The sequence below is a fragment of the Desulfosarcina variabilis str. Montpellier genome (assembly GCF_048565275.1).
Taxonomy (GTDB): Bacteria; Desulfobacterota; Desulfobacteria; order Desulfobacterales; family Desulfosarcinaceae; genus Desulfosarcina; species Desulfosarcina variabilis.
This window is the reverse complement of sequence record NZ_CP159846.1, coordinates 3,762,559-3,787,637: the sequence shown is the minus strand read 5'-3', so window position 1 is coordinate 3,787,637 and position 25,079 is coordinate 3,762,559. Positions and strand designations below refer to the sequence as shown.

Below are 25,079 nucleotides of genomic sequence, written 5' to 3'. Positions count from 1 at the left end.
ATTGAGTCTCTTCACAGGTTTCTCACAATATTCTTTAGTAACGGTAAAGGGATGCAATAGAATAGAGCAACCAAGGGCTGTTTCTAAAAAGCAGCCTACCCCTCACGGGGAAACACTTAGGGTCACTAAGTCACCCGAATTTAGGGTCACTTACTTAGAAGTATAGAAACAGCCCTTGGTATTATTTCTCTTTCATTTATTTCTATGAAAGGTTTTCTTTTTACCTATTCACTCTTTAAGATAACGATTAACGGCCCGATCTGATATTTACCGACATATCATGTTGTCAGTAAATGAGGTCCGCCTCTGTTCGTCAAATTGTTTGACCTTAAGACAACCGCAGCCTTACCATCCTTTGGTAATTGTCAAAACAATCTTTGACCCCTGAGTGGTGTTTTTCGCACCAAATTCGCGTAACGCCCTGATGTTCATTTGAAAATTAGTTTGAGGCAACCAGAAGAAATTTATTTCCGCCCCCAGGGCATAAACCTCTTTGCGCTCGTCGGCAATCGTACCCGGGCCATCATCGCTATCATCTTCAATCTGCCAATACGCATATCCGGCGACCCCGGGGCGCATAAGCAATTTTTCATTGACCGGAAATTGTTTACCCACGCCATACTCGACCAGAAATTCTGAACCGGGAGTGACGTTTTTGTCCGTTTGCTCTGTGTGGGCCAGCGTTCGTGTCAATGCGCTGATTGACCATGATTTTTCCTGGTCAAAATAAAAGGTCCCCCCGATGGTTAATAAGCCAGACCAATAGCCGAGGCCCGGCGAAGCCGGTTTGTCGGCATCGTACTCTCCCGTCGGAGCAAGGACAGCCAGTGCGAACGCAGCATCCCAGCGCGGTTTATGCCAGGCCAGACTTAAAGGTTGGACACAGATATCGCCCAGCGATAGCGATTTGCTGTCGGATACGCCCAAAGCATCGATTGTGACATCAACGTCAGAAACCGGTACGACCATATCGAATGCATAGTCGGCCCCTCCCAAGAGATTTGTCTTGGCAACCCATACGAATCGATTGGCGATTGCAAAGACGTCTGTATTGAAACCAATATCCAGTTCATCTCCATTATTATCGTTCAGCGTCGTCGGGTTATACCACATGAGGTACGAACGGTAATAAAATCCCGGTGGAGGTACCGTCGCCGCCATGACACCCTCGCAGCCGAGCGGGTAGTGAGAACCCGATGTCGCAGCTTCAATTAAATTAGCACCACCCAGTAAAAATAAAAAACAGCTCAGAACAACCAGCATCCATTTCAAGCAGCTTACCATGAGAGTCCAATCCTTTCTTTAAACTGTTGTAAAAGAATCCCTTTAAGCGGGGCCCATATGGTGACTGGAAATACTCGTTTCCTTTTTCCTTTTGTTCAATTCGTCATTCGCTATTCTTTTGGACAAAGGTAAAAAAAACCATTTCGACAAATTCGTTTCAAGTAAGTAAAACATCTCTTGAATGGAAAGATCTATAATATCCGCTAAAGTGGTAAAGTTTGCATCGTATCGTGAAAGTTTGTCAGCATCTTTGACAATTTTATCATTAATCGACAGTGCTTCTTTTCTAGTGTCGTGACCAGATATAATTTGGAGGATTTCCGACATTTTTCGATCGGATTCTAAATATTTTTGGAGTATGACGCGCGCAATTTTAACGCCTTCCGCTTCATGGGCCCGAACAATGCTGATATCACCGTTGGGACCCATTGCTTTTTTTATGTTGTTAGAGGAAATTTTAAACCAACCGACGTCATGCAAAATAGCTGCCGGGATCACGATGTCCCTGTCGCCACTTTCTTCTTGTAACAGCTTGAATGCGAAGTCGATTACGTTGCGTGTGTGCATTTCGTTGTTTCTTACTGATAAATATGCCTTTGCTTCGATAAAAATTAATTTCTCGACCTTATTCATTTTGTTCATTTTTCAAGTCTCACGTAAAACCAAATTAGCTTATTTTCAAATGATACAAGAAGCTATCTTAGAAATTTGACTCCGATTCGGGATCAAGCCAGATATAAGATTCGACCCGCAATCGCACCGAAAGAAATGCCCTTGGCGTGCATCTACCTAACTTGTTGAGGATTCTAAACGAGAATCCAATATAAATATTTGGTGGGAAGACATTTTTGGTATGGGTTCTAACCGCCATCAATAAATTTTTCTAAAATGAATATATATTCTACATCCGAACTTAATTGATGAATTACTCTATTGGTTGTGCCGTCGATGACGAGTCCGCCGTGAGCATCGTTGTATGTATCATGCAAAATTTTTTGGGCATCTTCACGAGAAACTTCTTTGGTTTCGCCACTTGATAGAAATTCGACCTTTACGATGCTCTGCATATTACCCTTTTAACTCTTTACAAAAAAACAATTTTAGTCCCCTGCCGATCGCTGAGGACTTTTTATGATCATGACCGGCAGGGACATAATATTATCTTTCACAACATTAAGATTCTTCTTCCTTTTCACATTACCTTCGTTGTACAATTAATCTTATCTTTTTCTGTCCATTCCTATTTTTCCTTTGGATTTGTGTAAAAAGAGGCTTCAGACACCAAATTAGGGTCTAGTGCCTTCTTTATCTTTCTCATCCAATTGTGATAATTCGAGGTAACTGGTCCTGCGGTATCGTTAATTTCGTCATTGAATCCAATTCCACCTTCAAGCGGTCCGATGCCTAGTTTAGAGGCAAGTTCTCTCTTACAGGCTTCCTCGTAATGCTCTCTGGCAACTTTTACGGCTTCCTTGTCACATGGATCAAAACGTACGGGGATTTCTCCGTGTCCGCCAATCTGATTCTGTTCGAAAGGCTGTATCCAAATGGGGTCGCCATCGTCAAGCAATTTACCAGTCTTTACAAATTCTTCTTTTAGGTCGTTGGCCATCTCCTGCAAATTCAGGAGTGAGTCCATGCTCTCTTCTGCCCCTGGTCCTTCATTGAAGGTGCCACCAGCCCTAAAAGCGCCTTTATTGCCCCCGATTCCCAACAAGCCATGTGCATATTTGCCCCCATCTCTTTTAGAGTCCTCGGTAAAATAAGAGCCATTGGTCTTCTCCACTATCTTGTCTAACACCTTTACTCTGTATGCCAGGCATTCAGGTGAGGTGGAATCCATGATCAGAACGATGGAATTGGCGCATTTTTTCTGATAAATCCCTTTTTTCCATAATTCCCACATTTCTTCATTTGAACCCACCAGACCGGAAGCGACGGCAAAAGGTCCCCGCCTGCTGCAGACATGTGAAATTTCTTCCTCGCTGATTAAATAAAGGGCGTCTACAACATCCTGCCGAGAGGGAAATGTCATCGTAAATACCTTAAAGTTTTCCGGCAGATCGACGCCATATGAAGGAGGATTATTGGCAGTTTCCATAACTCTTGGCCCATACCATGGAGTGAGTTTTACGGCCACTTTGGTTATAACCCCCAACCCTCCGTTGGCTCCGACAACCCCCCTCATTGCGCCACGAAGGCTTGGGCCGGGCCCGTCTCCGGAAAACCAACCGCAACCGGCGCCGAGAGAACCCATTTTCAACAGTGTTCCATCCGGCAGGATCCATTCCACACCCAAAACGGAGCGACCTCCGACGCCTGTAAAAATGCTGGCGTTTCCAATACCGCAGTGCGACGTTGCGCTGGCCACTACGGATGCGCTCGGGCCGGCGCCCAATGAGTAGCATCGCATTCCTTTTTTGGTTGCCTCGATGGTTAGCGCGCCTATCGAAACATACGGCTCAACAACGCCGTACATATTATCTTCGTTGATTTCTATGATCCGGTTTAATCTCCTCAAATCTATAGGAAGAAATCCTTCAGCCGCCGACAAAGCCGTTGCCTCCCAGCCCGTTGCATGCGGTCTGTATTTAACGCTATATTTATTGCAGACCTTTACGACCTCCTGAACCTCCTCGGCAGAACCCGGGATGATAACCGCAATGGGTCTGGCCGCGAATTTATCCCCGAACATCACTTCATTTCCCCACACAAAACAGTAGCTGTCCATGATCACAGGATCCTGGGAAATATATTCAGGCCCAACAACAGCTTCCAGTGCGCGGTAGGCTTCTTTTGAAATACTCATAATATCTCCTTATACCAGTGCTTTTTGAACAAGCTGGATGATGTCTAAGACCTGGATGGAATTTCCATTTTCTTTAACGGTGTCCAGAAAATTCCGCTCACACCATGAGCACGCACTTACGATGGCTTCCGCGCCTGTGCCTTCCGCTTCCTTCAGCCTTTCATTGGCTGTCCATTGTGCGAAATCAGGGTAAGCGTCGATCACGCCGCCGCCGGCCCCGCAACACCACGCGTATTCCCTTATTCTGTCCATCTCTACCAATTTGACCCCCGGAATGCTTTGTAGAATGTTCCTGGGCGCGTCATACACGCCATTGGCGCCGCGTCGATATGTCTTGGGTGGATCATGGACAATCATCTGCCCCATCACCTTTTTCTCTACCCCTTCCCAGTGAATCCAGGGTTCGGCCAACCGGCCAAGATGACAGGGGTCATGATAGGTAACGGTCATCGGAACCTCATTTTCCAGTTTCAACGTTCCTTCTTCGATCAATTGCTCGATAAATTCGGTAATGTGGAGTATTTTTACAGGAGGCTTCTTGCCGATCTTATCGTAAAGGACCTTAAACGCCTGATATCCTTCGGCACAGGATGTTACCACGGTTTTTACGCCAGCGTTTTTCCAGACGTCCAGGTTATGCTCGGCATATTTGGTGAGTTCCCCCTGATACCCCATTTCATAGGCCCGGCCGCCGCAACAGACCTCGTCTTTTCCCATGATGCCTACATCGACCCCCGCTTTTTTCATAACGGCGATGGCCCCTCGGGAAATATCCCAGAGTTCCTCATCGAAACTAAGCCGGCAACCCGCGTGATATAAAACGTCGGCCTTTTCCTTTGTCAGGTCCTTGACATCCAGCCCTTCCGCCCATCTGCCGCGATCGGATTTTTTTTGTTGCAGCATATTGTCTTCTTTTTTCAGACCGTCAATTGCAACCATATGAGCAGGATGAAGCTGACCGTCCTCAACCAGTTTTGCACGCAAGGCAAGCATCATTTCCAGAGGCTCAAGATCCCGCTGATTTTTGCAGGAAACATCACAGGCACCGTCCATGCAGCATTGATAAACAATGTCCAGCAACGTATCTGAATAATCTATCCGCCCCCTTAGAAGAGCCAGTCCGGTTATCATTTTTCCCCCGGCCGCCCAACTGTGAAAGTGATATCGGCTGATACTTGGGCACACAGCGGCCGTGTCCCAATTTTTCCATTTTACATGGGGTACGAATTTGCAATAAGAGCACCGGCTGCAGCGAGTCATATCGCGTTCATATTCTTCTAAGCTCATCTCCATTCTCCTTATAAGCAAAGTTTTCCTGGATTCAGGATACCATTCGGATCGAAAATGCTTTTAAGTCTCTTGATTGCATCGACGCTATCCGGTGCGGCACTGTAGGCGATGTCCGCCCATGCTCCATATGGACGTGAAAAGAATCCCCCCATTTTTGCGATGGCTCGGCTGCTATCTTCAAACAACGCCTTGACCTTGTCAGTCTCTTCAACGTTGCTGGGATCGTAGGTAAGATTGAATTCACAATGGCAGTTGACACCTTGAAAGGCCGGCTGAATGTATACACCGATATCATCGCTCGGATATTGATTCTTTTTAGCCAGTTCTTTTATTTTTGCCACAAAATTCCCGGTTTGCTTCAGCGTTGTGATAAAAAAGATATCCTGACATCCGCCTTTGTACCTTATTTTCCAGTAGTCCTCTCCGGATGATTTTCCCAATACTTTTTCAACGTCTTCTGATTCGACTCCTGAAATTATTTCCCCCGCATTGAGGCCGTATTTTTTAACCTCTTCCAGGAATTCCTTTTCCTGATAGTCCACCCGGTCCTGCGGAAACAATCCACCACCTTCCAGAACAATGACCATTATCCACTCAGGTAGGTCTTGACTAAGGCTCTTTATTTCGTTTTGTGTTCCTTTCATCAGGGAAGCCAGGTTCAGCCTGTTCAGGATCAAACACTGGGCATCGTGCCGATTGTATATACTTTTTCGTGCGAGATCGTACAGGTCTGAAATTTCATCTGATCCAACTAAAAATGAACGTTTTTCATCGGGTAGTATTTTGCATTTCATCGATATCCAAGTCACCACTCCCATTGTGCCCTGCGCTCCTTGGGCCAATTTGGCAAAATCCACCTGGGCAGGACCCCCCGGTCTTACCTGAGCGCGACCAACTTCCAGTTGTTCCTCTATGGATCCCGGACCAGCCGCCGATCCAGTTCGGAAGAGGTCTCCGGTTCCGTATACAACTTCAAGACACAGCAACGGGTCCTGAGCATCCCAATGATGTTTCGGCATTGTTATGGGCTGTCTCTCGAGCCACGTAGCAAGAACGGATTTCGTGTTTCGAGGCGTCAAGGGCATAAAGGGAGCTAATTTCTCTTTTTTTAACTCAGGAATCAATTCGTCAAAATTCACGCCGGGTTCGATCATGGCCACTCGGTTGCGACGGTCGATTCTGAGAATCTTTTTCATCTCGCTCATATCCAAAACAACCGCACCTTCCACTGCAGGCAGCGAGCAGCCGTTTAAATGAGGCGCGCCAGAGCTGACCGGTACAATGGGTGTTTTGCTGTCACTTGCCCACTTGACGATTTTTTGAACGTCTTCCGTACTGTGCGATTTTACTACATAAAGCGGCGTTCTGGCTGAAGAAGAGCTATTGTCTTTAGCGTAGGTATCGCGCTCTTCCTCTACCCCAAAGACGTTTTCTTCTCCCACAATGGCTTTAAGTTCTTGTTCTACGGTCATTTATTCCTCTCTTCCGTTCGTCTGAAAGTGGTTCATTTCTTTCAGGACATACTGTTAATAGCTGTTGCCCTTACTATAAAATGATAAGTCGGTGACATTGGGATTATAATTTGAAATTTTACTTGAATTATTGGCAAAGATGTTTTTTTATCAAATCTTACCATCAACCATTTCGCTGATGCGGCTTCACCTCCTTTATTTTCTTATTTCCCCAAAAGCACCTACTTCGCAAAATGAAATATTCAATATATAATTTCAATTGATTGAAAATTATGCAAATGGTCTATTTTTATAATACAATAATTGATATTTATATGTGGGTAGCAAAGATAATCGTCCCGCTATCAAAATCGTTAAAATTCGAGAAGCATGTAATTTATCTCTTTAACGCAACATGAAACGCTGGATTTTTCCGGTTGAAGTTTTGGGTATTTCTTCTACCACTTCAACCCAGCGTGGGTATTTGTATGGAGCCAGTCTTTGCTTGACGAAAGCCTTAAGCTCGTCCACAAGCGCTTCGGACTGTTCATAACCATTCTTTAGTTTTACGAAGGCCTTGGGCTTAATCAGGCCCATTTTATCCTTCTTGGGCACCACGGCGCACTCTGCAACGGCCTTGTGTTCAAGCAGTGCTTCCTCTAACTCTAAAGGAGAAACCCAAATACCGCCCACCTTGAGTGCATCGTTGCTTCTGCCTGTGTAGAAAAAGTAACCTTTTTCGTCCACTTGCATTCTGTCTCCGGTCTTCATCCATCCATTTTGAAACGTATTATCTGTCTTTTCAGGCTTATTCCAATAACAGGCAGCTAATGTGTTGCTGGATACCCAAAGTTCACCTTCCTCACCATTGTTGATTACATTTCCAAGTTCGTCTCGTATCTCAACCTTGTATCCAGGAAGCGGAATTCCACAACTTTTCTTCTTTACTTTTCCAGGACGATTGGCAATGTATATCCAGCCCACCTCAGAAGACCCGATACCATCGAGGATTTCTATGCCGAAGCGTTTTAGCCACCGATCATACAAAGGGGCAGGTAATGCCTCTCCAGCGGACATGCAATGACGTAAAAAATTCAAGTTTAAATCAATGTTTTTTTCCTCGAGATAATTCATCAACTGACCATACGAGGTGGGCACCGAAAAAAACAGCGTAGGCTTGTAGCGTTTTAATATCTTCGCTATATTTTCTGGCAGCGGACGTTCCTCGGTAAGGATCACTGATCCACCGTAGTAGAGCGGGAGATACAGTCCGTTGTTTAAACCATATGAAAAGAATAATCTGGAAATACAGTAGACAATATCTTCAGACTGGAAGTCAACCACATTACGACCCCAGGGCTCTATCGCGTATGCAAGATCCCGATGCAGATGAACTACGCCTTTGGGCTTCCCGGTAGTGCCTGAAGTATAGAGCCAGTATGAATGATCACTTTGCTTGGTTGGATAGACGGGCAATTCCGCTGAGCCATCTTTAATCATATCCTCGACGGAAGTAAAATTTGAGGCCGAACCTTTGACCACTATTTTCTGAAGGGCAGGACAGCGTTCTATAACAGGTTCGAGTTTGTTCAACAGTTCCTGCTCCACGACAACAAAGGCCGCTTCACTGTCATTGACGAAATACGCAAAATCTTCTGACGTGGCCATAACGTTGATCGGAACCGGCACGGCACCCGCTTTCATTACTCCCAAAAAAGTGGCGAAGAATATCGGGCTGTCGTGGAGTAATAATATGACCCTTTGCTGGGGCTTAAGCCCCAATTCAGTCATACCGTTGCCGATTTTGTTTGTAAGTACCGCAAGTTGATGATATGTGATTTTCTCCTCACCAAAATATACTGCGATTTTGTCCCCTCGGCCATTTTCCAAATGGCGCTCGAGGAGCAGGTTCACCATGTTAAACTGCTCAGGCAGTTCAAAATTCGATTCCCACGGTCGAATATTGATTTTTTCAAAAGTCATTAGCTTATTCTCCTTCCGTGTTTACTGTGTGATTACACAGCCTTTGAAAGTATGCAAATCAACTTTTATCATGGTGCCATAAAATTACTTTATACACCCTATTAAAATGTATCATTCTTATAGGTTGAATCTTTTGCATCGCCTAAAGACGATTTTGAATTATTACTATGCATAGAACGCAAACTATGTTATTCTAAATCTAATAGTTTTAATCGATTACATTTGCTAAAAGTTGAAAAACGCTTTACCAGCACGATGAAAAAGAACTATCGTCATTCTACTCCTTGAAATTCATAACGAATGATTTCACATTTTCTGATGCATATTATCAATGCGTCGACCGACTTTGTATCTGAATTGCTTTGAAGGAGTAAAAAGCTATGATCAATTTCAACTACCTTCGATCGTTTTATCACGTTGCGAAGAATCTTAGTTTCACCCTGGCAGCCGAAGAGCTTTTCGTTACTCAGCCTGCCGTAACAAGGCAGGTGAAGGTACTTGAGGACCTCTGGGAGATGAAACTTTTTGGAAAATACCGGGGGAAAATTTATCTTACCGAGGAAGGAAAATACCTATATGACTATGCCAAAAAGATTTTTGAGTATGAAAAAGAGATTGAAATGGCGGTCGAAGATATTAGGGAATTGAAACAGGGAGTCCTTCGTTTGGTCACTACGACGTATGTTCCGAATTTCATGGCCTTTATAACCGATAAGTTTATCAAAGAATATCCCAACATTAAAGTTCAGTTGAATAGCGCCAGAACACAGGATGGAATAGATATTCTGCGTATGGGGCATAGCGAAATTGCCGTTATACCAATGGTTGAAGATCATTCTGATGTCAATTTTTTTCATCTCGACCATCCGGAAGTCATACTTGTAGTGAATCCCGATCACCCTTTGGCCTTAAAGGGTGTCGCTTCTTTAGAGGATTTATCCAAGGAAACGATTATCTTCAAGGATCCGGGCTCTGGAACACGGAAAGTTGTCGATGAATTCTTTAGGCAGCATCATATCACTCCTAATAGCTTTCTCGAACTTGGCGATACCGAATCCATCAAACGTATGGTGCAAAGAGGGCATGGCGTTTCCCTTTTAATGGAGGAGGCAGTATCCAGAGAGATTTCACAAGGGAAACTGGTGTCAATAACCATAGAGGAGAATAAGATTTTCTTGGATATCCATGTCGTCTATTTAAAAGATCGCTTCCTCTCTCTCCCCGCAAGAGCATTCCTCCAGATCTTATCAAAAGTGACTCCGGAATCACCCCACTTTCCCCATTTAGCGCCTTCCTGGCCTGAACAGTGTCCTTTCGAGTGATTAACAACGAAAACTAATTACTTATACTTTTTCTCATACAAAGATCGAAATTTTTTCGAATCTATCTATATTATTAAACTGCTTTTATTATCGCTAAGCTGATCGCAAACTTGTCTAATATTATTCCATTCCAGTCTTTTCTTCCTATAAATCTTCCTTATTACGCCATTAAAAAAAGTCATTTGCATACTTTTAAGCTTTCTGAGATTGTTTATAACACTCCTGAATTTAACTGCTGATGAAATTTAACTCTACCATATAGCTTATTAAGAATTACTACTTTTACATTTAAAATTTTTTTAATGCTTGCCTCACGGGCGATAAGGAAAAAGACATGAAAAAAACCATCGTTATTGTTGGAACTTTGGATACAAAAGGGGATGAAGTTGATCTTTTAAGATCATTCATAACAAAAAGAGGACATCAAGTCATTGTCATTGATACAGGCATTCTTAATGGAGCACAAACCCATGCCGATATTGACAGAAATGAAATAGCCATGTCCGGTGGTGGAGACATCCCCAGTCTTGTAGAAAACGGTGATGAAGCCTACGCACAAAAAATTATGGCAGCCGGCTTAAAAAATATGATTCAAACCCTGTTAAAGGAAGAAAAGATACAAGGGGTTCTGGTCATCGGAGGTGGACAAGGCTCCACCATAGCCGCGCCGGCACTTAAATCCTTGCCTCTGGGCCTACCCAAAATGCTGATTTCTACCAAAGTTACCCAAGCGGGTTTATGGCCTTACATCGGCCCCAAAGACGTAGTGATAGTTCCGCCGGTAGCAGATCTGGCAGGCATCAACCGGCTGACCCGGCAGGTTCTCAACAACGCGGCCGGAGCCATGGTGGGCATGGTAGAAAATCCTCTTGCCGAAAACCTGAACAGACCGCTGGTTGTTTTAAGCATGAACGGAACGGTAACCCAATGCGGATTGACCATTAAAAACATCCTTGAATCCGAAGGCTATGCTGTATTGGTTTTTCACAGCATCGGAACCGGCGGTTATGCATTAGAGGAATATGTAAAATCCTACGACGTAAAAGGCGTCATCGAACTGGCAGTGAATGAAATCGTCAACGATCTTACGGGTGGTCTGGCCTCTGCAGGTCCTGATCGTCTTACAGCGGCTGGAAAGCGTGGAATTCCACAAGTGATTGTTCCGGGTAGCGCGGATTTTATCAACTTCCTAGACCCTGAATCCCTACCTCCCAGATATAGCGGCAGAAAGACTCATAGCTATAACCCAAACGCCACGTTAGTCAGAACCAATGCGCAGGAAAATGCACTGCTCGGCAAAACCATAGCAGACAAGTTAAACTTAGCCAATGGCCCGTTCGTGCTTCTGTGGCCGAAACAAGGCCTCTCAACTCTTGACTGCCAGGGGAAACCCTTTCGGGATAGAAAGGCTGATGAAGCACTTCTGGAAGCGATAAGAACAAATCTTAATGGGCGTGCCGCTTCCATAATTGAGTACGATGCTCATATCAATGACGATGATTTCGCACACGCTATCGTGTCAGAATTTAGAAAGATGGTTGAAGTTAATGATACGGTAAAGACAGCATAGATAAAACGGTATACGTTTTTATTATCAAAGACAGGAGGAGGCCTATGAGTGACGTATCCAATAAGAATGTATTGATTTTGGGGGAAATTACCGATGAGGCGTTAGATGGTAAGACGCTTGAATTACTGACGCTGGGCAAAAAGCTGGCTGTTGACTTGGATGAAGCGCTTGGGGTCGTTTTGATGGGCGATAGCCTCGATCCGATCGCTCAAGATCTTGCCGGCTTCGGACCCGATAACATCTATAAGGTCGAGAATTCTTTTTTAAGCCGCTTCAACGGCGAGATCTGGGTTGATGTTCTTGAAGGGCTTATCACTGACCTGAAACCAAGGATTTTTTTGGCGTCCCAATCTTATGTCGGCACAGAGGTCGTGCCAAGATTAGCATTCCGTCTGGATTGTGAACTCTTAACCGATTGTATCGACCTGAAGATTGATCCGGATGACGCCAGCCTCATCAAGACCAAAGCCATATATGGCGGCAACGTCATTGCTACCTTCAAACAAAAAGGCGCGACGCAATTGGCAACGGTCAGGGAAAAAGCATTTCGGCCGGCAGAGCGTGGGGCAGAGCAGGGCAAAATCATGGATTTCAAACCGGATATCGATGAATCGAAGGTAAAGATTCAATCTCTTGAGGTCGTTCAGGAGGACGTCGTCGCGCTCGATAAAGCGGATGTCATCATCGCGGGCGGCAGAGGCATCGGGAGTAGCGAAGGATTCGAAGCGCTTTCAAATCTGGTGCCTCTCTTCAAAGAATCCTTTGAAACCGTGGATGTTGGGGCGAGCAGGCCGGCCATCGATTCAGGCTGGATATCGTCCAACCGCCAGATCGGCCTAACCGGTGAGAAGGTTGCACCGGAATTCTATATTGCCGTCGGTATTTCCGGTGCGATCCAACATTTAGCCGGAATGTCGAAGAGTAAGACCGTCATAGCAATCAATAACGACGAGGAGAGCAACATCTTTAATTTCGCCGACCACGGTGTAGTCGGTGACTATAAGGACATTCTACCCGCCTTTAAAAAGAAATGGAGTGAAGTGTAATGGACCCCATAAACATCATCGTTTGCGCAAAACAGGTCCCGGACCCCGAAGCTCCCGCGAATCTGCATCAAATTGATTCCGAAGCAAAAACGGTTACCATCAAGGGTCTTCCGCCCGGAATCAACAGCTATGACCAGAATGCCATCGAGGCGGCCTTAAAAATCAAGGCGGAAACGGGGGCAACGGTTACGGTCGTCAGTATGGGCTCAAAACTTTCCCAGAGTATTTTACGAAAGACCTTGGCCGTGGGCGTTGACGACCTTGTTATAGTAGATGATTCCAATTTCAAAGATCTCGACAGCCGTTCGACTGCTTATGTTCTTTCCAAGGCCATCGAAAAAATCGGGAAATACGATCTGGTTTTTACCGGAAGGCAGGCCAGTGACTGGGATTCAGGGCAGACAGGCTTAATTCTTGGAGAAATGTTGGGAATTCCCATCGTCAATTTGGCCGGCGGTGTGAACGTTGAAGACAGAAGTGTTTCCGTTAAAAAGATGATCCCCGGCGGATATGAACGGGTTAAAGGGGACATGCCAATGCTGCTGACAATCAGCAACGAGGTTGGAGAGATGCGCGTTGCCTCACTAAAAAAGATTCTTGAATCACGTAAGCAGCCCATAGAAGTCTGGCAGTCCGACGATCTTAAAATCGACACCCAGGCTTTAAAACCGTTTGAGATTCTGGCCCTGACATCACCGCCAAGCATGAAAAGGGAGTGCCGTTTCATAGAAGGAGAGTCACCGCTGGAAAAAGGCGAAAATTTGGCAGTGGCTTTGAAAAAAGCAATTTCAAAATAAAACTGAAAGATACAAAGGAGATAATAAATTCGAAAACGATCCCTTGAAGGGATCGTTTTCTTCATGATAAGTTTATTTATAGAATTGAACAGGAGGCGCGCAATGGGTCAGTTTGTCGTTATTGGGTCCTGGAATACAAAAGGAAATGAACTGGATTACGTATGCAATGAGCTTGAAAAAAAATCACATACAGCCATCAAACTTGATTTAAGCACAAACACATTTTCTCATGACAGAGGGAAAATTATCGATGCGACGATTGCCGATAGCAAGCATAAGCTGAAAGAAATTACTACGCATACGCCCATTTCAGGAGCGATCTCTCTCGGCGGCGGGACAGGTCTGTATATGGGGCTGAGCCTGTTGGGGGAACTCCCCCTGTTTGTGCCCAAGGTTATGATGTCAACGATGGTCGCCAATAGTCTCCACGTGTTTGAATCCTATAAAGACATCGTGTACATTCAAACCCCCTTTGACTTTGCCGGAGCCCTGAACCCGGCCATAAAAGCCGTCCTTGAAGTGGGTACCGGCATTTTGGCTGCGATGCCATACAAGATTCCGAAATTCAATCGGCCGGCCATTGCGATAACGAGCGTCGGTGCTGTTTTTGGTTATGTTGAGGCCGCAGATGAATTTTGGAGGAATAAAGGCTTCAATGTGGTGCCTTTCCATGGAACCGGAGAGGGCACCATGTCGATGGCGGAAATGATCCGTGACGGCTACTTCGCAGGCGTCCTGGATTTGAGCCCGCACGATATTATCGATCATTTTGGGGGGGGCGATTATGGCAATATCACCGAAGACAGGGTTGCGTCATATTTTTCGATGGACGTTCCGACGATCATTTCTCCCGGAGGACTCGAGTCTATTACCGGGACCATCAAACGTTATGACCCGGACGCTCCTTTTTTTAAGGAAAGAAAATACGTCAATCATGACTTCAGATGGGGCGCCATGACCAAAAAGGAGGAACTCATAAAAGCAACGGAATGGATTGGTGGTATCTACAAAAAGACAAATCCCAAAAACACAAAGTTTCTGATTCCGTTGGAAGCATGGTCTTTTTTTGGTAAAAAAGGCGGAGAGTACTACGACCCCGACATGATTCCGACATTCATCAACTGTCTGAAGGCATTTGTCAAAGAAGAAAAAATTATCGAAGTGGATATGGACATTAATGACCCCGCCTTCGGAACGTTTGCTTCTGAACATTTATATGAATTAATCATACATCAACCCGGCAGTTTATGGCTTTCCCCATTGGAGATAGAAAAAGCGTTGATGGAGCATCCACATGTTCGCGAGGCAGCCGTCGTGACAGAAGGAAATGAGCCAGGCCTGGATGAACCGGTCGCTTTTGTTGTACTTGAAGATGGGCATAAGCCCGCACCAAATCTGGAAAAAGAATTATCAGAATTTGTACGGAGTAAGGCAAATCAAAACAAAATTCCTCCAAAAGTACATTTTGTAGGTGAATTGCCGCGCACATTTACCGGTAAGATTCAGCGCTATGAATTGCGGGCTAAGCTAATGCAGGAAAAGGGAAGTCAAGCGTTGAATTAATGCCGCTATAGAAAATGGCTCTCCCGGCAATACTTAACGCCGCGCCCCCTGACCTAAATGCAGGTCAGGGGGCGCTGCATTTTGGCTCCCCTGACAATCAAAAGCAATATTAATCATCAACCAAAGTCAACGCCTCGGCAGGGCACCACAGTACACATTGGGGATTGGGCGGGTCACCGCAAAAATCACACTTTAAAGGAATCCCCACATCCGGTTCCTTGAAAACCGATTTAACCGGGCAGGAAGCCCTGCACACCACGCATTCGTCCACCTCGTGGCCCTCGTACATGACCACGCCTTTTGAATTGCAGGCGGCTTCGGTATAGGGCCCGGCAATGACCGGCAGACAGAACTCCTCGCCGATATAGACCCTGATCCTGGAGCACTGAATATTCACGGCACCAGTGTGGCTCAAAGAACACGCAACCTCGCAGAGCTTGCACCCGCAACATTTGGTATGATCGATTTTGATTTTCATTGCACCTTTACCTTCAATTCGCTTAGCCCTAATTCTTCAAGTTTTTCCGGTTTAGGAACGCCTTGATTGTCCCAGCCCCGGATCCTGTGGTATTCCTCCAGCATGGGAGGCAGATCCACAATGCGCCCGCCCCTGGGGGGGGCCTCGGTCAACATCCTCGGCGGCAGCCCGTCATCCGCCGAACTTAATCCGGCGGCAAGGTTAAACATTCGTTCCATATTCCAGTTTTTCTCGCCGATCATCATCAGCCGATCCTGGGGATAGGAAACGCCGGTCACCAGCTCAAGCCATTCGGATGGCTTTTCTTCCCAGACGGGACCGTGATAAATGATCCAGCACATTACCCCGGCGTCCACGATTGAGACATAGTCCTGGTAATGTTTGGTCCAGGCCACCAGCGGCGCGGGATCGTCGGATTTGGAGTGAAAGGTCATCACCGACTTGGTATGGCAGGCACCGACTGTGCTGGTCGCATATTGAAGGCCAATGACCTCCAGACCCGGAAAACGCCCCTGAGGGTGCCAGGCGGGGAAACCTTGTTTCTTGACCCCCATAAAAAACTCGGGATGCCCAGCCCATTCCGCCATGGCGTAGCCTCCATTCGCCAGCTGGTCCCCGAAACCATCCCTGAAGGCAGTCTTTTTGAGAAGCTCCACGATCGCTTTTCCATTGCCGAATTTCAATGGATAACCGATTGTTTTTTCATTTAGATACCCACGCTCATAAAGTTCCATGGCGCAGGATATCGTAGCCCCCCCGGTAATGGTGTCCATGCCTAGCTCATTGCACAAGTAATTGGCTCTCCAAATGTCATCCAGGTCGGCAACACCGCAGTTGGCGCCAAACAGCCCCACGGTCTCATGCTCCGGCCCTTTGGCCGTTCCAGGGTAGGCAGGATCGAATATCGTGCTTCGCTTACCGCATCGAAATGGGCACCCGAAGCACCCCTCGTCCCTGACACGGATCTTGTCTCTAATCGTAGCCGGATCCTCGTAGGGCTTGAATCCATCAAAATCCCCCTCCTGAAAGTTCAGAGAACACAAGGTCCCGGTTTTCTGTGCCCGCCCGATCAAAATCCATGTGCCCCACTTGGACCGGTTTTCGAGCTGACCCGTCTGCCTGGCCTCGCCCATAAAATCAATGACCGCTCTTTGAAATCCCTTTACATCGGCAATTCGAATTTCCTCGGTTCCTTTTACCGCAATCGCCTTCAAATTCTTGGATCCCATGACGGCCCCCAGTCCCGAACGGCCCAGGGCCCTGCCCCCATCGGACATGATAGAGGCAAAACTCACGAGATTCTCCCCCGCCGGTCCGATATGGAGTACGCTTGGCGTATTTCTTCCCCATGGATCCATTGAATCGCTTAATTCAGCCCGAATGGCGTTTTCTGTCTCGGTGGCCCATTTTCCCCAAAGGTTCTTCGCCGGTTTGATTGTGACCTGATCGTTGACGATCGTCAAATATACCGGTTCGGGGGATTGGCCTTCGATGATCAGACAGTCGTAGCCCGCATACTTCAGATTTGCGCCGAAATACCCTCCGCAGCATGGATTGGCGATCGCTCCTGTCAGGGGCGACTTGGAAACCGCGATAAATCTTCCCCCCGCGGGCACTCCCGTGCCCGTGAGCGGTCCTGTCGCAAATATGAGTTTGTTATCAGGTCCCAAGGGGTCGACCCTGGGGTCCACCTCGTCAAGAAGTATCTTATTGGCGGCGATCCGGCCTCCGATATAGTTTAGCCTCAAATCTTCGGAAAAGTCCTCCTCCACTATTTTACCCCGGGTGAGATCGACTCTTAGAATTTTTCCCTTCCAGCCATATATACTCATCTTCACTCCCCCTAGTACGGTTCATCCGTTGTTAACCCGTTTAGCACCGCACGGCTGAATACCGGCCCGTCCCGGCAGACATACTTGCTCGCCAGATTGCACCTGCCGCACATCCCGATTCCGCATTTCATGCGCATTTCAAGGGAAAGAAGCATCTGTTCATCGCAAAAACCCAAATCCTGAAGTACCGGCAGCGTATATTTGATCATGACCGGTGGTCCGCATACCAAAGCGATGGTTTCCTTGGGGATAGGCGCTGCCTCCTTGACGATGGTTGGGACGAGTCCCACCTTCCCGTCCCATCCATCTACCACCTGATCGACGGTGACATGAAGATCGATATCGGATCGCTTTTGCCAGGTCTCAAGATCTGCCTTGTAGAGCAGAAACCCAGGGGTTCTTGCTCCGTAGACAACCGTAATATCTTCGAAGCATTCGCGGTTGGAATCATCCAGCATGAAATTGGTCAGCGCCCTCAGCGTTGAAAACCCGAAACCGCCGCCAATCAAAACCACGTTTTTGCCTCTAAGGGTTTCCAGCGGATAGCCGTTTCCCAACGGTCCCCTTACCCCGAGGATCGCTCCCTTTTCCATTGCGTGCAATGCTCGCGTTACCAGCCCCGCCTTGCTCACGCTGAACTCGATGACGCCGGGTGTTGTGGGGGAGGATGCCATGCCAAAGGGCGCCTCGCCTTTGCCAAAGACCGTCAGTTCCGCAAACTGACCCGGCACATACTGAAACTGGGCTTCATCCGCCTCATTTAAAAAAGACAGGGAAAAGGTTTTGATATTTTTATCCTCGGTCTCAACGAAGACATTCTCGATCTTTACGAGAAGGGGCGTGTACAGATTATTAGGGCTCATTTTTTAAGCATTCACTTTCGATAACGTCATTAATACTTCCCGGATATCCAGATTGACCGGACATTCCCTCACGCATCGGCCACAGCCCACACAACCAAACATTTCATTGGCATCCTGAAGGTAGCTGAACTTGTGCATGATCCGTTGCCGAAATCGATGTTTTTGCGTTGGACGGGGATTAAAACCCGATGCTTGAAGCGTAAAAAGGGGGTATTGACACGAATCCCAAATGCGGATCCGCCCCCCTTGGCCGAACACCACCTCATCACACAGATCAAAGCAGTGACAGGTCGGACAAACATAGGTACAAATTCCGCAGCCAAGGCACGTCTCGCTGATTCGCGCCCATATCGGATTGTCGAACAAATTGTCCAAGCCCCGCTTTAGACCCTCGACATCCAAAACCTTTTCCATGGCCGCTTCCGCTTGCCTTGCCGCCGCTTCAGCCTGTTCGAGTTCGCCTGGTGCCGCATCCTTCAGGCCTTGGCCCTCAATAAGCCTCGACCCTTTTTCGCTTAAAACATTAAGGATGTAACCGTAACCGATATCGGCAAGAAAAATATCCGCTCCTTCCGCTGAAATGGGGCCCCCACCGAAGGAGGAGCAAAAACAGGCTTTATCCGGATGCGTGCATCCCAGACTCACGATGGTCGTCTTTTCCCGCCTCATCTCATAGTAGGGATCTTTAATATCCCCTCCAAAAATTTTGTCCAGAAACAGTATCCCCTTGGCATCACAGGGCCGGACACCAAAAAGTATCTGATCGTCCGGATCGTCCCGGGGCACTCGGATATCCACATCTAGGTCGGCGGTTCGATATTCAAAGAGCGTCTCTTTTTGAGGAAAAAGGATATCTTTCGGAGACATGTCGGTATTTGTACAATCCAAACATGCCTTTTGGCCCGATTCGATGCGTTCAAACATCACCCGGCTGTCCTTTTTTACCGGCGCGACCACTCGCCGTTCGGCCGTCAGCCGGTCAAGGAATCCGGGTACATCCTGCTTTTTGATGATCTTGGCTTTAGCGTTCACGATCCTTTAACCTTTTATGGTTCAAATATAAATTGTTCAGGGTCATCCGGCCGGTAGGTCGAAAGCGGAGCCGTCGTGTCAAGGCTCATTCCGCTCTGATAACTGAAATTTTCAAGGACGTCCTTGGCGAACTTCCGGTTCAACTTCCCGATATCAACCCCCATGGGACAGGCCCGCTCACACGCCCCGCATTGCACGCACCGCCCTGCCAGATGAAATCCCCGCATGAGATGAAACAGCGCCGTATCGCTTAAATCCACCGACTTACCGATCCACTGCGGACGGGTAGCGTCCACAAAGCACTCCTTACAATAGCAGAGGGGACATGCGTTTCGGCACGCATAACAACGGATGCATTTTTGCATTTCCCCGTTAAAATAGTCCCACCGCTCATCCGGGGACAGCGCTTCAAAGGCCGCGATGTCCTCGAAAGTATCGTCCGGCGGAGAAGGTACTGGAGATCCCACCAGGCGGTCGGAAATCACCGGAGCCGGGTGGGTGCAGGTTTTGCACGAATGATGAAGGATGTCTTTACGGTTAAACCGTTTTTCAAACTCTGCCCCATTCACCTTCATCTCCCCGTGCTTAAAAATCACATCTTCGACTTCTCCCGGCCCCAATTCACTTTCGATCAGGGCCCGATCCACCATTCCCTCGCATGGAACGCCGATGATGACCAACCGCTCTCTTGCGATCTGGTTTTCCTTGATAAGCTCCACGATTGCCCGGCTGTCGCACCCCTTGGCGATCACCGCCGTGCGGCCTTTTATATTGCGAAGGTAAACGGCAAGGTTGTTTTGGCAAAATCCATCCCATATCAGCCGATCCGCATCATCCGCATCTTTTACAATGCACGGCCGGGATCGCATGGCCATCGTGCCCCGTTCAAACCCGATGACCTGCTCCACCTCGTTTCTTTCCAGCAGGTCCCTGGCAATTTGTCGTATTTCATGTATTAACGCATCCATATTTTCTAAACCTCGCTGCAGGAGCGTTTAACCAACCGGGTCGCAGGCCCCAGCGCCGTTACCTTTTCCGTCACCGCCTCGATCACATGAGCGAACTTCACCCCCTCCGATGCAGAAACCCAGGTAAAATGAACACGGCCCGCTTCGAGTCCGATGAATTCCAACATGTTTTTGATCAACGCAAACTTCCTTCTGGCGCTGTAGTTCCCGGTCAGATAATGACACTCCCCGGGGTGGCACCCGCTAACCAGCACCCCGTCCATGCCCTGTTGAAGGCTTGCCAGGATAAAAAACGGATTGACCCGTCCCGAACAGGGTACCCGAACAATCCGGATATTGGGCGGGTACTGAATCCGGCTCGTACCGGCCAGATCCGCACCGGCATAGCTGCACCAGTTGCATAAAAAGGCAGCGATTTTTGGTTCCCACTTTTCACGATCAGCCATTTTTTCATTTCCTAACATCAAATTATTGTCGCAACCCGACTGACGTTGCCGACACCGGCTACGCCATCGCCCGAAGGATGGTCATGGTCTGCTCATCGCTCACACCGCCCACATCCAGGGCACCGCTTCGACATGACGATGCACACACCCCGCAGCCCTTGCAAAGCGCCTCGTTCACCTTGGAGACCCTCTCCTCCGGGTCTACCGCAATGGCATGAAACGGGCACACCTCCTCGCAGACTCCGCAGCCCACGCATTTTGCAGCGTCGACCGAACACACCGACCCTCCGGCCCTCATCTCTTCCCGGGACAAGACGGTCGCCGCACGAGATGCCGCGGCATGAGCTTGAGAGATGCTCTCGTCGATAAATTTAGGACTATGCGCCGTGCCGCACATGAAGATCCCATCGGTCGCGAAATCCACGGGACGGAGCTTCATGTGAGCCTCCATGAAAAAATTATCCTCATTGAGCGGAACCTTAAGCATTTGCGACAACGCTTTATTCTCCGGCGGAGGAACGGACCCGGCCGCCAAACACACCCGGTCCGCATCCAGAATCAACGGCACGCCCAGTATCGGTTCTTTAACAGTAACCCTGATCATGGACCGCCCCTCCTCTTCCACAAGGCTGACATCAGGCTTTTCATCCACATCATAGCGGATAAAAACCACCCCTTGATCGGACGCCTTTCTATAGTATTCCTCCTTAAGCCCATAGGTTCGCATGTCCCGGTAAAGCACATAGACATCCATTTCCGGGTTAATCTCTTTCAAAGTCAGTGCATGCTTGACGGTGTGAGAGCAACACACCCGACTGCAATACGGACGTTCCTCATTTCTTGAACCCACACATTGAATGAAAACCACAGCGCGGCAATCATTAAATTGGTCCCGGTCGTTTTTCAACGCATCGTCCATGTCCAGAAGGGTCATTACCCCCTCCGTTTCGCCGTAGCGGTATTCCCGGGGTTTGAGTTCCTCGGCCCCCGTGGCCACAATGGTCACGCCGTGAGTAATCTCTTCGATGCTGCCGGTTTTGCTTTTTTTGATCCTGGAGGAGAAATTCCCCACGTAACCGGAGAAATCAAACACTTCGGAGGCCGAATGGACCCGGATGAGGAGGGTTTCATCAACCCGACCCCTCAGATCGTCCATGAACGTCTGGACATCCCCGCCCTCCAAGGTCGTGTGAATACGCAGGGCCACGCCTCCCAGTTTTTCTTGCTTTTCAACCAAGTGGACGTTGATCCCTTGGCGCGCCAGGGCCAAGGCGCAGGTCATACCGGATACCCCGCCCCCGATAATTAGCGCACAGCGGGAAACAGGGTATGAAATCTGATAAAGGGGTTCAAGGAGACTCACCCTGGACACCGCCATCCGCAACAGATCCATCGCCTTGAGCGTCGCTGACTCCTTCTGATTCATATGCACCAGAGAACACTGTTCGCGGATATTGCAGAATTCAAAAAGATAGGGATTAAGCCCCGCGGCCCTGAGTGCATCCTGAAATACCGGCTCATGGGTTCTGGGTGTGCACGCCGCGACCACCACGCGGTTTAAGCCTTTTTCCTTGATGGTTTGCACCATGTGGGAGACGGAATCCACCGAACAGGCGAAGGTTTCCTCTGCCGCGTGGACAACCCCTTGCGTGTGCCGGATATAATCCACCACTTTTTTCACATTGACCGTCTTGACGATGTTGGTCCCGCAATCACATACAAATACCCCCACCCTCGGGGGTTCCCCCCGCACATCCCGTTCGGCGGGAAACGACTTTTCTTCCGTCAGAGAGCCCCGTTGATCCCATAGAAGTTGCCCGGCCAGGGAGGCCGCCCCGCTTGCCATGGTCACCGAATCCGGGATATCCATGGGCGCCTTGAACGTACCGCAAGAAAAAATGCCGGGCCGGGACGTCTCGATGGGAGAAAATTCCGGTCCTTCGCAAAAGCCATGAACGTTGGTTTCGACAGACAGCTTTTCCGCCAACGCCATATTTTCTTGCGTTGCCTTCAAGCCCACGGCCAAGACCACCAGGTCGAATTCCTCATCCTTGACTTGCGTGCCGTTAATCCGGTAGCGAAGCACCACGTTTTTCGTATCCGGCCGTTCCTCTACAATTGATGTTTTGCTCCAGATATAACGAACACCGGGCGTATTCTTCGCCCGCTCGTAATAGCGCTCAAATCCCTTTCCGTAGGCCCGGATGTCATTGTGCAAAATCACCGCCTCGAGCTCGGGATGATGGTCTTTTGACAGCAAAACCTGTTTGGTGGCGTACATGCAGCAAACCGCCGAACAATAGGTGTGTCCCGCCGCCCCGTCGCGTGATCCCACGCACTGAATCCACGCGACACGGTTGGGGGTCTTACCGTCCGAGGGACGCAGCAATTCCCCGCCGTTCGGCCCCGACGCGCTTAACAACCGTTCGTATTCCAGACTCGTGACCACATTGGCAAACCGGCCGTAGCCGTACTGGCTTTGAATCCGGGGGTCAAAGGGTTCATAGCCTGTCGCCAATATTAGGCTTCCCACCTCGATGGTCAGATTGCCGGATTGCTGGTGTAGATCAATGGCATGGTTCTGACAGGTGGGAACGCAAATCTGGCACTCCTGTCGATTTAGAAAAAGGCAGTACTTGGGATCGATCACCGAAACCGCCGGAACGGCCTGGGGAAAATGCACATGGATGCATTTTTGGGTGCTCAATCCCTCGTTATACAAATCCGGTATGTTGATCGGGCAGTACTCAACGCATGTACCACAGCCCGTACACTTCGACTCGTCAACATAGCGGGGTTCCTGCAACACCTGGACCTCGAAATGCCCCGCCTCCCCCTGGACCCCCTCCACTCGCGCATTCGTCAAAATGGTAATGTTCGGGTTGCTTGCACATTCGATGAATTTCGGTGACAAGATGCACATCGAGCAGTCATTGGTGGGAAAGGTTTTATCCAGTTGCGACATCTTGCCACCAATCGCAGGCCCTTTTTCCACCAAATATACGCGGAGTCCCGAGGCGGCGGCATCCAGTGCTGCCTGGACGCCGCTTACCCCGGCGCCGACCACCATTACCGACCCCAATTTATCTGCCCCGAACGACGGCGTTCGCTTTGCTTCCATCCTCACTCCCTCATCCCTAAGGCTTCTTGAACGATTTCCGATATATCCATAACTTCAAGCGACGCTTCGTTTTCCAGTGTCAAAACGCTGTCCTTGAAATTAAGGATGCAGTACGGACAGGCCGTAACCAGAATGTCTGCACCCTGCGAAACCGCCTGTTCAACAAGAATGTCGGAAAACCGCTCCCCTCGTTTTGTTTCCATCCAGATCCGCGATCCCCCGCCGCCGCAACACATGCTGTTCTCCCTTGCGTTCACCTCATCCATCAACTCCACGCCCGGGATGGCGTTCAACACTTTTCTAGGCTCTTCGTATATGCCACTATGACGCCCTAGATAACAGGGGTCGTGATAGACCACTTTTTTGTTTAATTCCCTGTCAAACTGCAGTTTTCCCCGATCCAGCAAATCGGCCAGGTACTGAGTGAAATGGATCACCTTAAATTCGCCTCCCAGCTCCGGATACTCTTCCTTGAAAGTCGCATAGCAATGCGGAGACGTCACGATGATCTCTTTTACACCGGCGCTGTGAAAGGCGTCTATGTTGTTTTTTGCCAATTCTTCGAATAGATTGTCATTCCCTGCCTTTCGAACACTTTCTCCACAACAGTTCTCTTTTGCCCCAAGAATGCCAAAATTTGCCCCGGTTTCCTTCAAAACCCTGGCCGACGCCCGAGCCACGCTTCTCACTTGCGGGTCATAGGCCGGCACACAGCAGGGAAAATACAATGTCTTCATATCTTCCGAAAACGCTGGAACGTGCTCATCCCCGACCCAATCCCCACGGTTTTCACGCTCTCCGCCCCAGGGGTTGCCCGATCCTGTCAGGCTTGCCATGGCGCTTCGGAGGCTCTCCGGGGCGATGCGGTATTCAAATTCCAACAGGATACTTCGAACGGAACGCATGATTTCCGTAATCCCAACCTCCCTGGGGCAACGGCTCACGCACATATTACAGGTGGAGCACAGCCACCACGCTTCCGCTTCCAGGTCTACCAACCCGAATTTTGATTCAGTTATCATCTTATGGGGCATTAACGTCCGAACGTTGTTCCACGGACAGCTCGCCGTGCAAAGTCCGCATTGAAAACACAATCTGAATGCGTCTCCGCCCGCAATCTTGATCATATCGATGATGTCTTTAATCGGTTCGACAGCTTCCAACGGTTAACTCCTCAACAGTTATTGTCATAAAATTCGATTTATACTTAAAAACGGATGGTTT

General features: G+C 48.3%; 20 protein-coding genes. 5 read left to right on the top strand and 15 right to left on the bottom strand.

Annotation, left to right across the window (positions count from 1 at the left end; genetic code table 11):
- Nucleotides 1-345: 345 nt before the first annotated feature.
- The 7 genes from Dvar_RS17090 to Dvar_RS17060 all read right to left on the bottom strand — a co-directional run bounded on the left by Dvar_RS17090 (nt 346) and on the right by Dvar_RS17060 (nt 8,817).
- Complete coding sequence (locus tag Dvar_RS17090; protein ID WP_419664126.1) at nt 346-1,263, bottom strand: SphA family protein; 918 nt, start codon at nt 1,261-1,263, stop codon at nt 346-348.
- Between the two features lie 63 nt (nt 1,264-1,326).
- Nucleotides 1,327-1,926, bottom strand: coding sequence for an HD domain-containing protein (locus Dvar_RS17085; protein WP_419662898.1), 600 nt, complete (start codon nt 1,924-1,926; stop codon nt 1,327-1,329).
- A gap of 218 nt (nt 1,927-2,144) precedes the next feature.
- Nucleotides 2,145-2,351 carry a hypothetical protein gene (locus tag Dvar_RS17080; protein ID WP_419662897.1) on the bottom strand — a complete coding sequence of 69 codons (207 nt, stop codon included), beginning with the start codon at nt 2,349-2,351 and terminating at the stop codon, nt 2,145-2,147.
- A 173-nt stretch (nt 2,352-2,524) separates the two neighbouring features.
- Nucleotides 2,525-4,093: an FAD-binding oxidoreductase gene (locus Dvar_RS17075; RefSeq protein ID WP_419662896.1), complete on the bottom strand. Its 1,569-nt coding sequence runs from the start codon at nt 4,091-4,093 to the stop codon at nt 2,525-2,527.
- Between the two features lie 9 nt (nt 4,094-4,102).
- Nucleotides 4,103-5,380 carry a (Fe-S)-binding protein gene (locus Dvar_RS17070; protein ID WP_419662895.1) on the bottom strand — a complete coding sequence of 426 codons (1,278 nt, stop codon included), beginning with the start codon at nt 5,378-5,380 and terminating at the stop codon, nt 4,103-4,105.
- An 11-nt stretch (nt 5,381-5,391) separates the two neighbouring features.
- On the bottom strand, nt 5,392-6,855 hold the full coding sequence (locus tag Dvar_RS17065; RefSeq protein WP_419662894.1) for an FAD-binding oxidoreductase: 1,464 nt from the start codon (nt 6,853-6,855) through the stop codon (nt 5,392-5,394).
- A gap of 384 nt (nt 6,856-7,239) precedes the next feature.
- Nucleotides 7,240-8,817 (bottom strand): benzoate-CoA ligase family protein, encoded by a 1,578-nt coding sequence (locus tag Dvar_RS17060; RefSeq protein WP_419662893.1) that lies wholly within the window; start codon nt 8,815-8,817, stop codon nt 7,240-7,242.
- A gap of 380 nt (nt 8,818-9,197) precedes the next feature.
- On the opposite strand from Dvar_RS17060, the gene Dvar_RS17055 reads away from it, so the two are divergent.
- The 5 genes from Dvar_RS17055 (at nt 9,198) to Dvar_RS17035 (ending at nt 15,115) form a co-directional block, all read left to right on the top strand.
- Nucleotides 9,198-10,139, top strand: a complete 942-nt coding sequence (locus tag Dvar_RS17055) for a LysR family transcriptional regulator (protein WP_419662892.1) — start codon at nt 9,198-9,200, stop codon at nt 10,137-10,139.
- A 334-nt stretch (nt 10,140-10,473) separates the two neighbouring features.
- Complete coding sequence (locus Dvar_RS17050) at nt 10,474-11,709, top strand: Tm-1-like ATP-binding domain-containing protein (RefSeq protein ID WP_419662891.1); 1,236 nt, start codon at nt 10,474-10,476, stop codon at nt 11,707-11,709.
- A gap of 44 nt (nt 11,710-11,753) precedes the next feature.
- Nucleotides 11,754-12,755, top strand: coding sequence for an electron transfer flavoprotein subunit alpha/FixB family protein (locus tag Dvar_RS17045; protein ID WP_419662890.1), 1,002 nt, complete (start codon nt 11,754-11,756; stop codon nt 12,753-12,755).
- A complete protein-coding gene (locus tag Dvar_RS17040; protein ID WP_419662889.1) occupies nt 12,755-13,552 on the top strand; it encodes an electron transfer flavoprotein subunit beta/FixA family protein in 798 nt (265 codons plus the stop codon). Before Dvar_RS17045 ends, Dvar_RS17040 begins: the two co-directional genes overlap by 1 nt.
- A gap of 102 nt (nt 13,553-13,654) precedes the next feature.
- Nucleotides 13,655-15,115, top strand: a complete 1,461-nt coding sequence (locus tag Dvar_RS17035; RefSeq protein ID WP_419662888.1) for a Tm-1-like ATP-binding domain-containing protein — start codon at nt 13,655-13,657, stop codon at nt 15,113-15,115.
- 109 nt (nt 15,116-15,224) lie between these two features.
- On the opposite strand, the gene Dvar_RS17030 is transcribed toward Dvar_RS17035, so the two are convergent.
- From Dvar_RS17030 to Dvar_RS16995, 8 genes are read right to left on the bottom strand one after another with little or no spacing between them, the layout of a single operon-like run.
- Nucleotides 15,225-15,593 carry a 4Fe-4S dicluster domain-containing protein gene (locus Dvar_RS17030; RefSeq protein WP_419662887.1) on the bottom strand — a complete coding sequence of 123 codons (369 nt, stop codon included), beginning with the start codon at nt 15,591-15,593 and terminating at the stop codon, nt 15,225-15,227.
- Nucleotides 15,590-17,425, bottom strand: a complete 1,836-nt coding sequence (locus tag Dvar_RS17025; protein WP_419662886.1) for an aldehyde ferredoxin oxidoreductase family protein — start codon at nt 17,423-17,425, stop codon at nt 15,590-15,592. The genes Dvar_RS17030 and Dvar_RS17025 overlap by 4 nt, the downstream gene beginning before the upstream one ends.
- An 11-nt stretch (nt 17,426-17,436) precedes the next feature.
- A complete protein-coding gene (locus tag Dvar_RS17020; protein WP_419662885.1) occupies nt 17,437-18,288 on the bottom strand; it encodes an FAD/NAD(P)-binding protein in 852 nt (283 codons plus the stop codon).
- A gap of 3 nt (nt 18,289-18,291) precedes the next feature.
- Nucleotides 18,292-19,320 (bottom strand): 4Fe-4S dicluster domain-containing protein, encoded by a 1,029-nt coding sequence (locus Dvar_RS17015; RefSeq protein ID WP_419662884.1) that lies wholly within the window; start codon nt 19,318-19,320, stop codon nt 18,292-18,294.
- Between the two features lie 14 nt (nt 19,321-19,334).
- Nucleotides 19,335-20,288 carry a 4Fe-4S dicluster domain-containing protein gene (locus Dvar_RS17010; protein ID WP_419662883.1) on the bottom strand — a complete coding sequence of 318 codons (954 nt, stop codon included), beginning with the start codon at nt 20,286-20,288 and terminating at the stop codon, nt 19,335-19,337.
- A gap of 5 nt (nt 20,289-20,293) precedes the next feature.
- Nucleotides 20,294-20,734 (bottom strand): hydrogenase iron-sulfur subunit, encoded by a 441-nt coding sequence (locus Dvar_RS17005; protein ID WP_419662882.1) that lies wholly within the window; start codon nt 20,732-20,734, stop codon nt 20,294-20,296.
- Between the two features lie 58 nt (nt 20,735-20,792).
- Nucleotides 20,793-23,855 (bottom strand): FAD-dependent oxidoreductase, encoded by a 3,063-nt coding sequence (locus tag Dvar_RS17000; RefSeq protein WP_419662881.1) that lies wholly within the window; start codon nt 23,853-23,855, stop codon nt 20,793-20,795.
- Nucleotides 23,856-23,857: 2 nt separating this feature from the next.
- The gene (locus Dvar_RS16995) at nt 23,858-25,018 is read right to left on the bottom strand and encodes a (Fe-S)-binding protein (protein WP_419662880.1); all 1,161 of its coding nucleotides are present in this window, start codon (nt 25,016-25,018) and stop codon (nt 23,858-23,860) included.
- Between the last annotated feature and the right edge of the window lie 61 nt (nt 25,019-25,079).

What these genes read in the sequence shown, in the direction of transcription:
- Dvar_RS17030 (WP_419662887.1), bottom strand. Translation starts at nt 15,593, where the DNA reads ATGAAAATCAAAATCGATCATACCAAATGTTGCGGGTGCAAGCTCTGC.
- Dvar_RS17070 (WP_419662895.1), bottom strand. Translation starts at nt 5,380, where the DNA reads ATGAGCTTAGAAGAATATGAACGCGATATGACTCGCTGCAGCCGGTGC.
- Dvar_RS17020 (WP_419662885.1), bottom strand. Translation starts at nt 18,288, where the DNA reads ATGAGCCCTAATAATCTGTACACGCCCCTTCTCGTAAAGATCGAGAAT.
- Dvar_RS17025 (WP_419662886.1), bottom strand. Translation starts at nt 17,425, where the DNA reads ATGAGTATATATGGCTGGAAGGGAAAAATTCTAAGAGTCGATCTCACC.
- Dvar_RS17045 (WP_419662890.1), top strand. Translation starts at nt 11,754, where the DNA reads ATGAGTGACGTATCCAATAAGAATGTATTGATTTTGGGGGAAATTACC.
- Dvar_RS17080 (WP_419662897.1), bottom strand. Translation starts at nt 2,351, where the DNA reads ATGCAGAGCATCGTAAAGGTCGAATTTCTATCAAGTGGCGAAACCAAA.
- Dvar_RS17010 (WP_419662883.1), bottom strand. Translation starts at nt 20,288, where the DNA reads ATGGATGCGTTAATACATGAAATACGACAAATTGCCAGGGACCTGCTG.
- Dvar_RS17085 (WP_419662898.1), bottom strand. Translation starts at nt 1,926, where the DNA reads ATGAACAAAATGAATAAGGTCGAGAAATTAATTTTTATCGAAGCAAAG.
- Dvar_RS17055 (WP_419662892.1), top strand. Translation starts at nt 9,198, where the DNA reads ATGATCAATTTCAACTACCTTCGATCGTTTTATCACGTTGCGAAGAAT.
- Dvar_RS17060 (WP_419662893.1), bottom strand. Translation starts at nt 8,817, where the DNA reads ATGACTTTTGAAAAAATCAATATTCGACCGTGGGAATCGAATTTTGAA.
- Dvar_RS17075 (WP_419662896.1), bottom strand. Translation starts at nt 4,093, where the DNA reads ATGAGTATTTCAAAAGAAGCCTACCGCGCACTGGAAGCTGTTGTTGGG.
- Dvar_RS17040 (WP_419662889.1), top strand. Translation starts at nt 12,755, where the DNA reads ATGGACCCCATAAACATCATCGTTTGCGCAAAACAGGTCCCGGACCCC.
- Dvar_RS17050 (WP_419662891.1), top strand. Translation starts at nt 10,474, where the DNA reads ATGAAAAAAACCATCGTTATTGTTGGAACTTTGGATACAAAAGGGGAT.
- Dvar_RS17005 (WP_419662882.1), bottom strand. Translation starts at nt 20,734, where the DNA reads ATGGCTGATCGTGAAAAGTGGGAACCAAAAATCGCTGCCTTTTTATGC.
- Dvar_RS17035 (WP_419662888.1), top strand. Translation starts at nt 13,655, where the DNA reads ATGGGTCAGTTTGTCGTTATTGGGTCCTGGAATACAAAAGGAAATGAA.
- Dvar_RS17065 (WP_419662894.1), bottom strand. Translation starts at nt 6,855, where the DNA reads ATGACCGTAGAACAAGAACTTAAAGCCATTGTGGGAGAAGAAAACGTC.
- Dvar_RS17090 (WP_419664126.1), bottom strand. Translation starts at nt 1,263, where the DNA reads ATGCTGGTTGTTCTGAGCTGTTTTTTATTTTTACTGGGTGGTGCTAAT.
- Dvar_RS17000 (WP_419662881.1), bottom strand. Translation starts at nt 23,855, where the DNA reads ATGGAAGCAAAGCGAACGCCGTCGTTCGGGGCAGATAAATTGGGGTCG.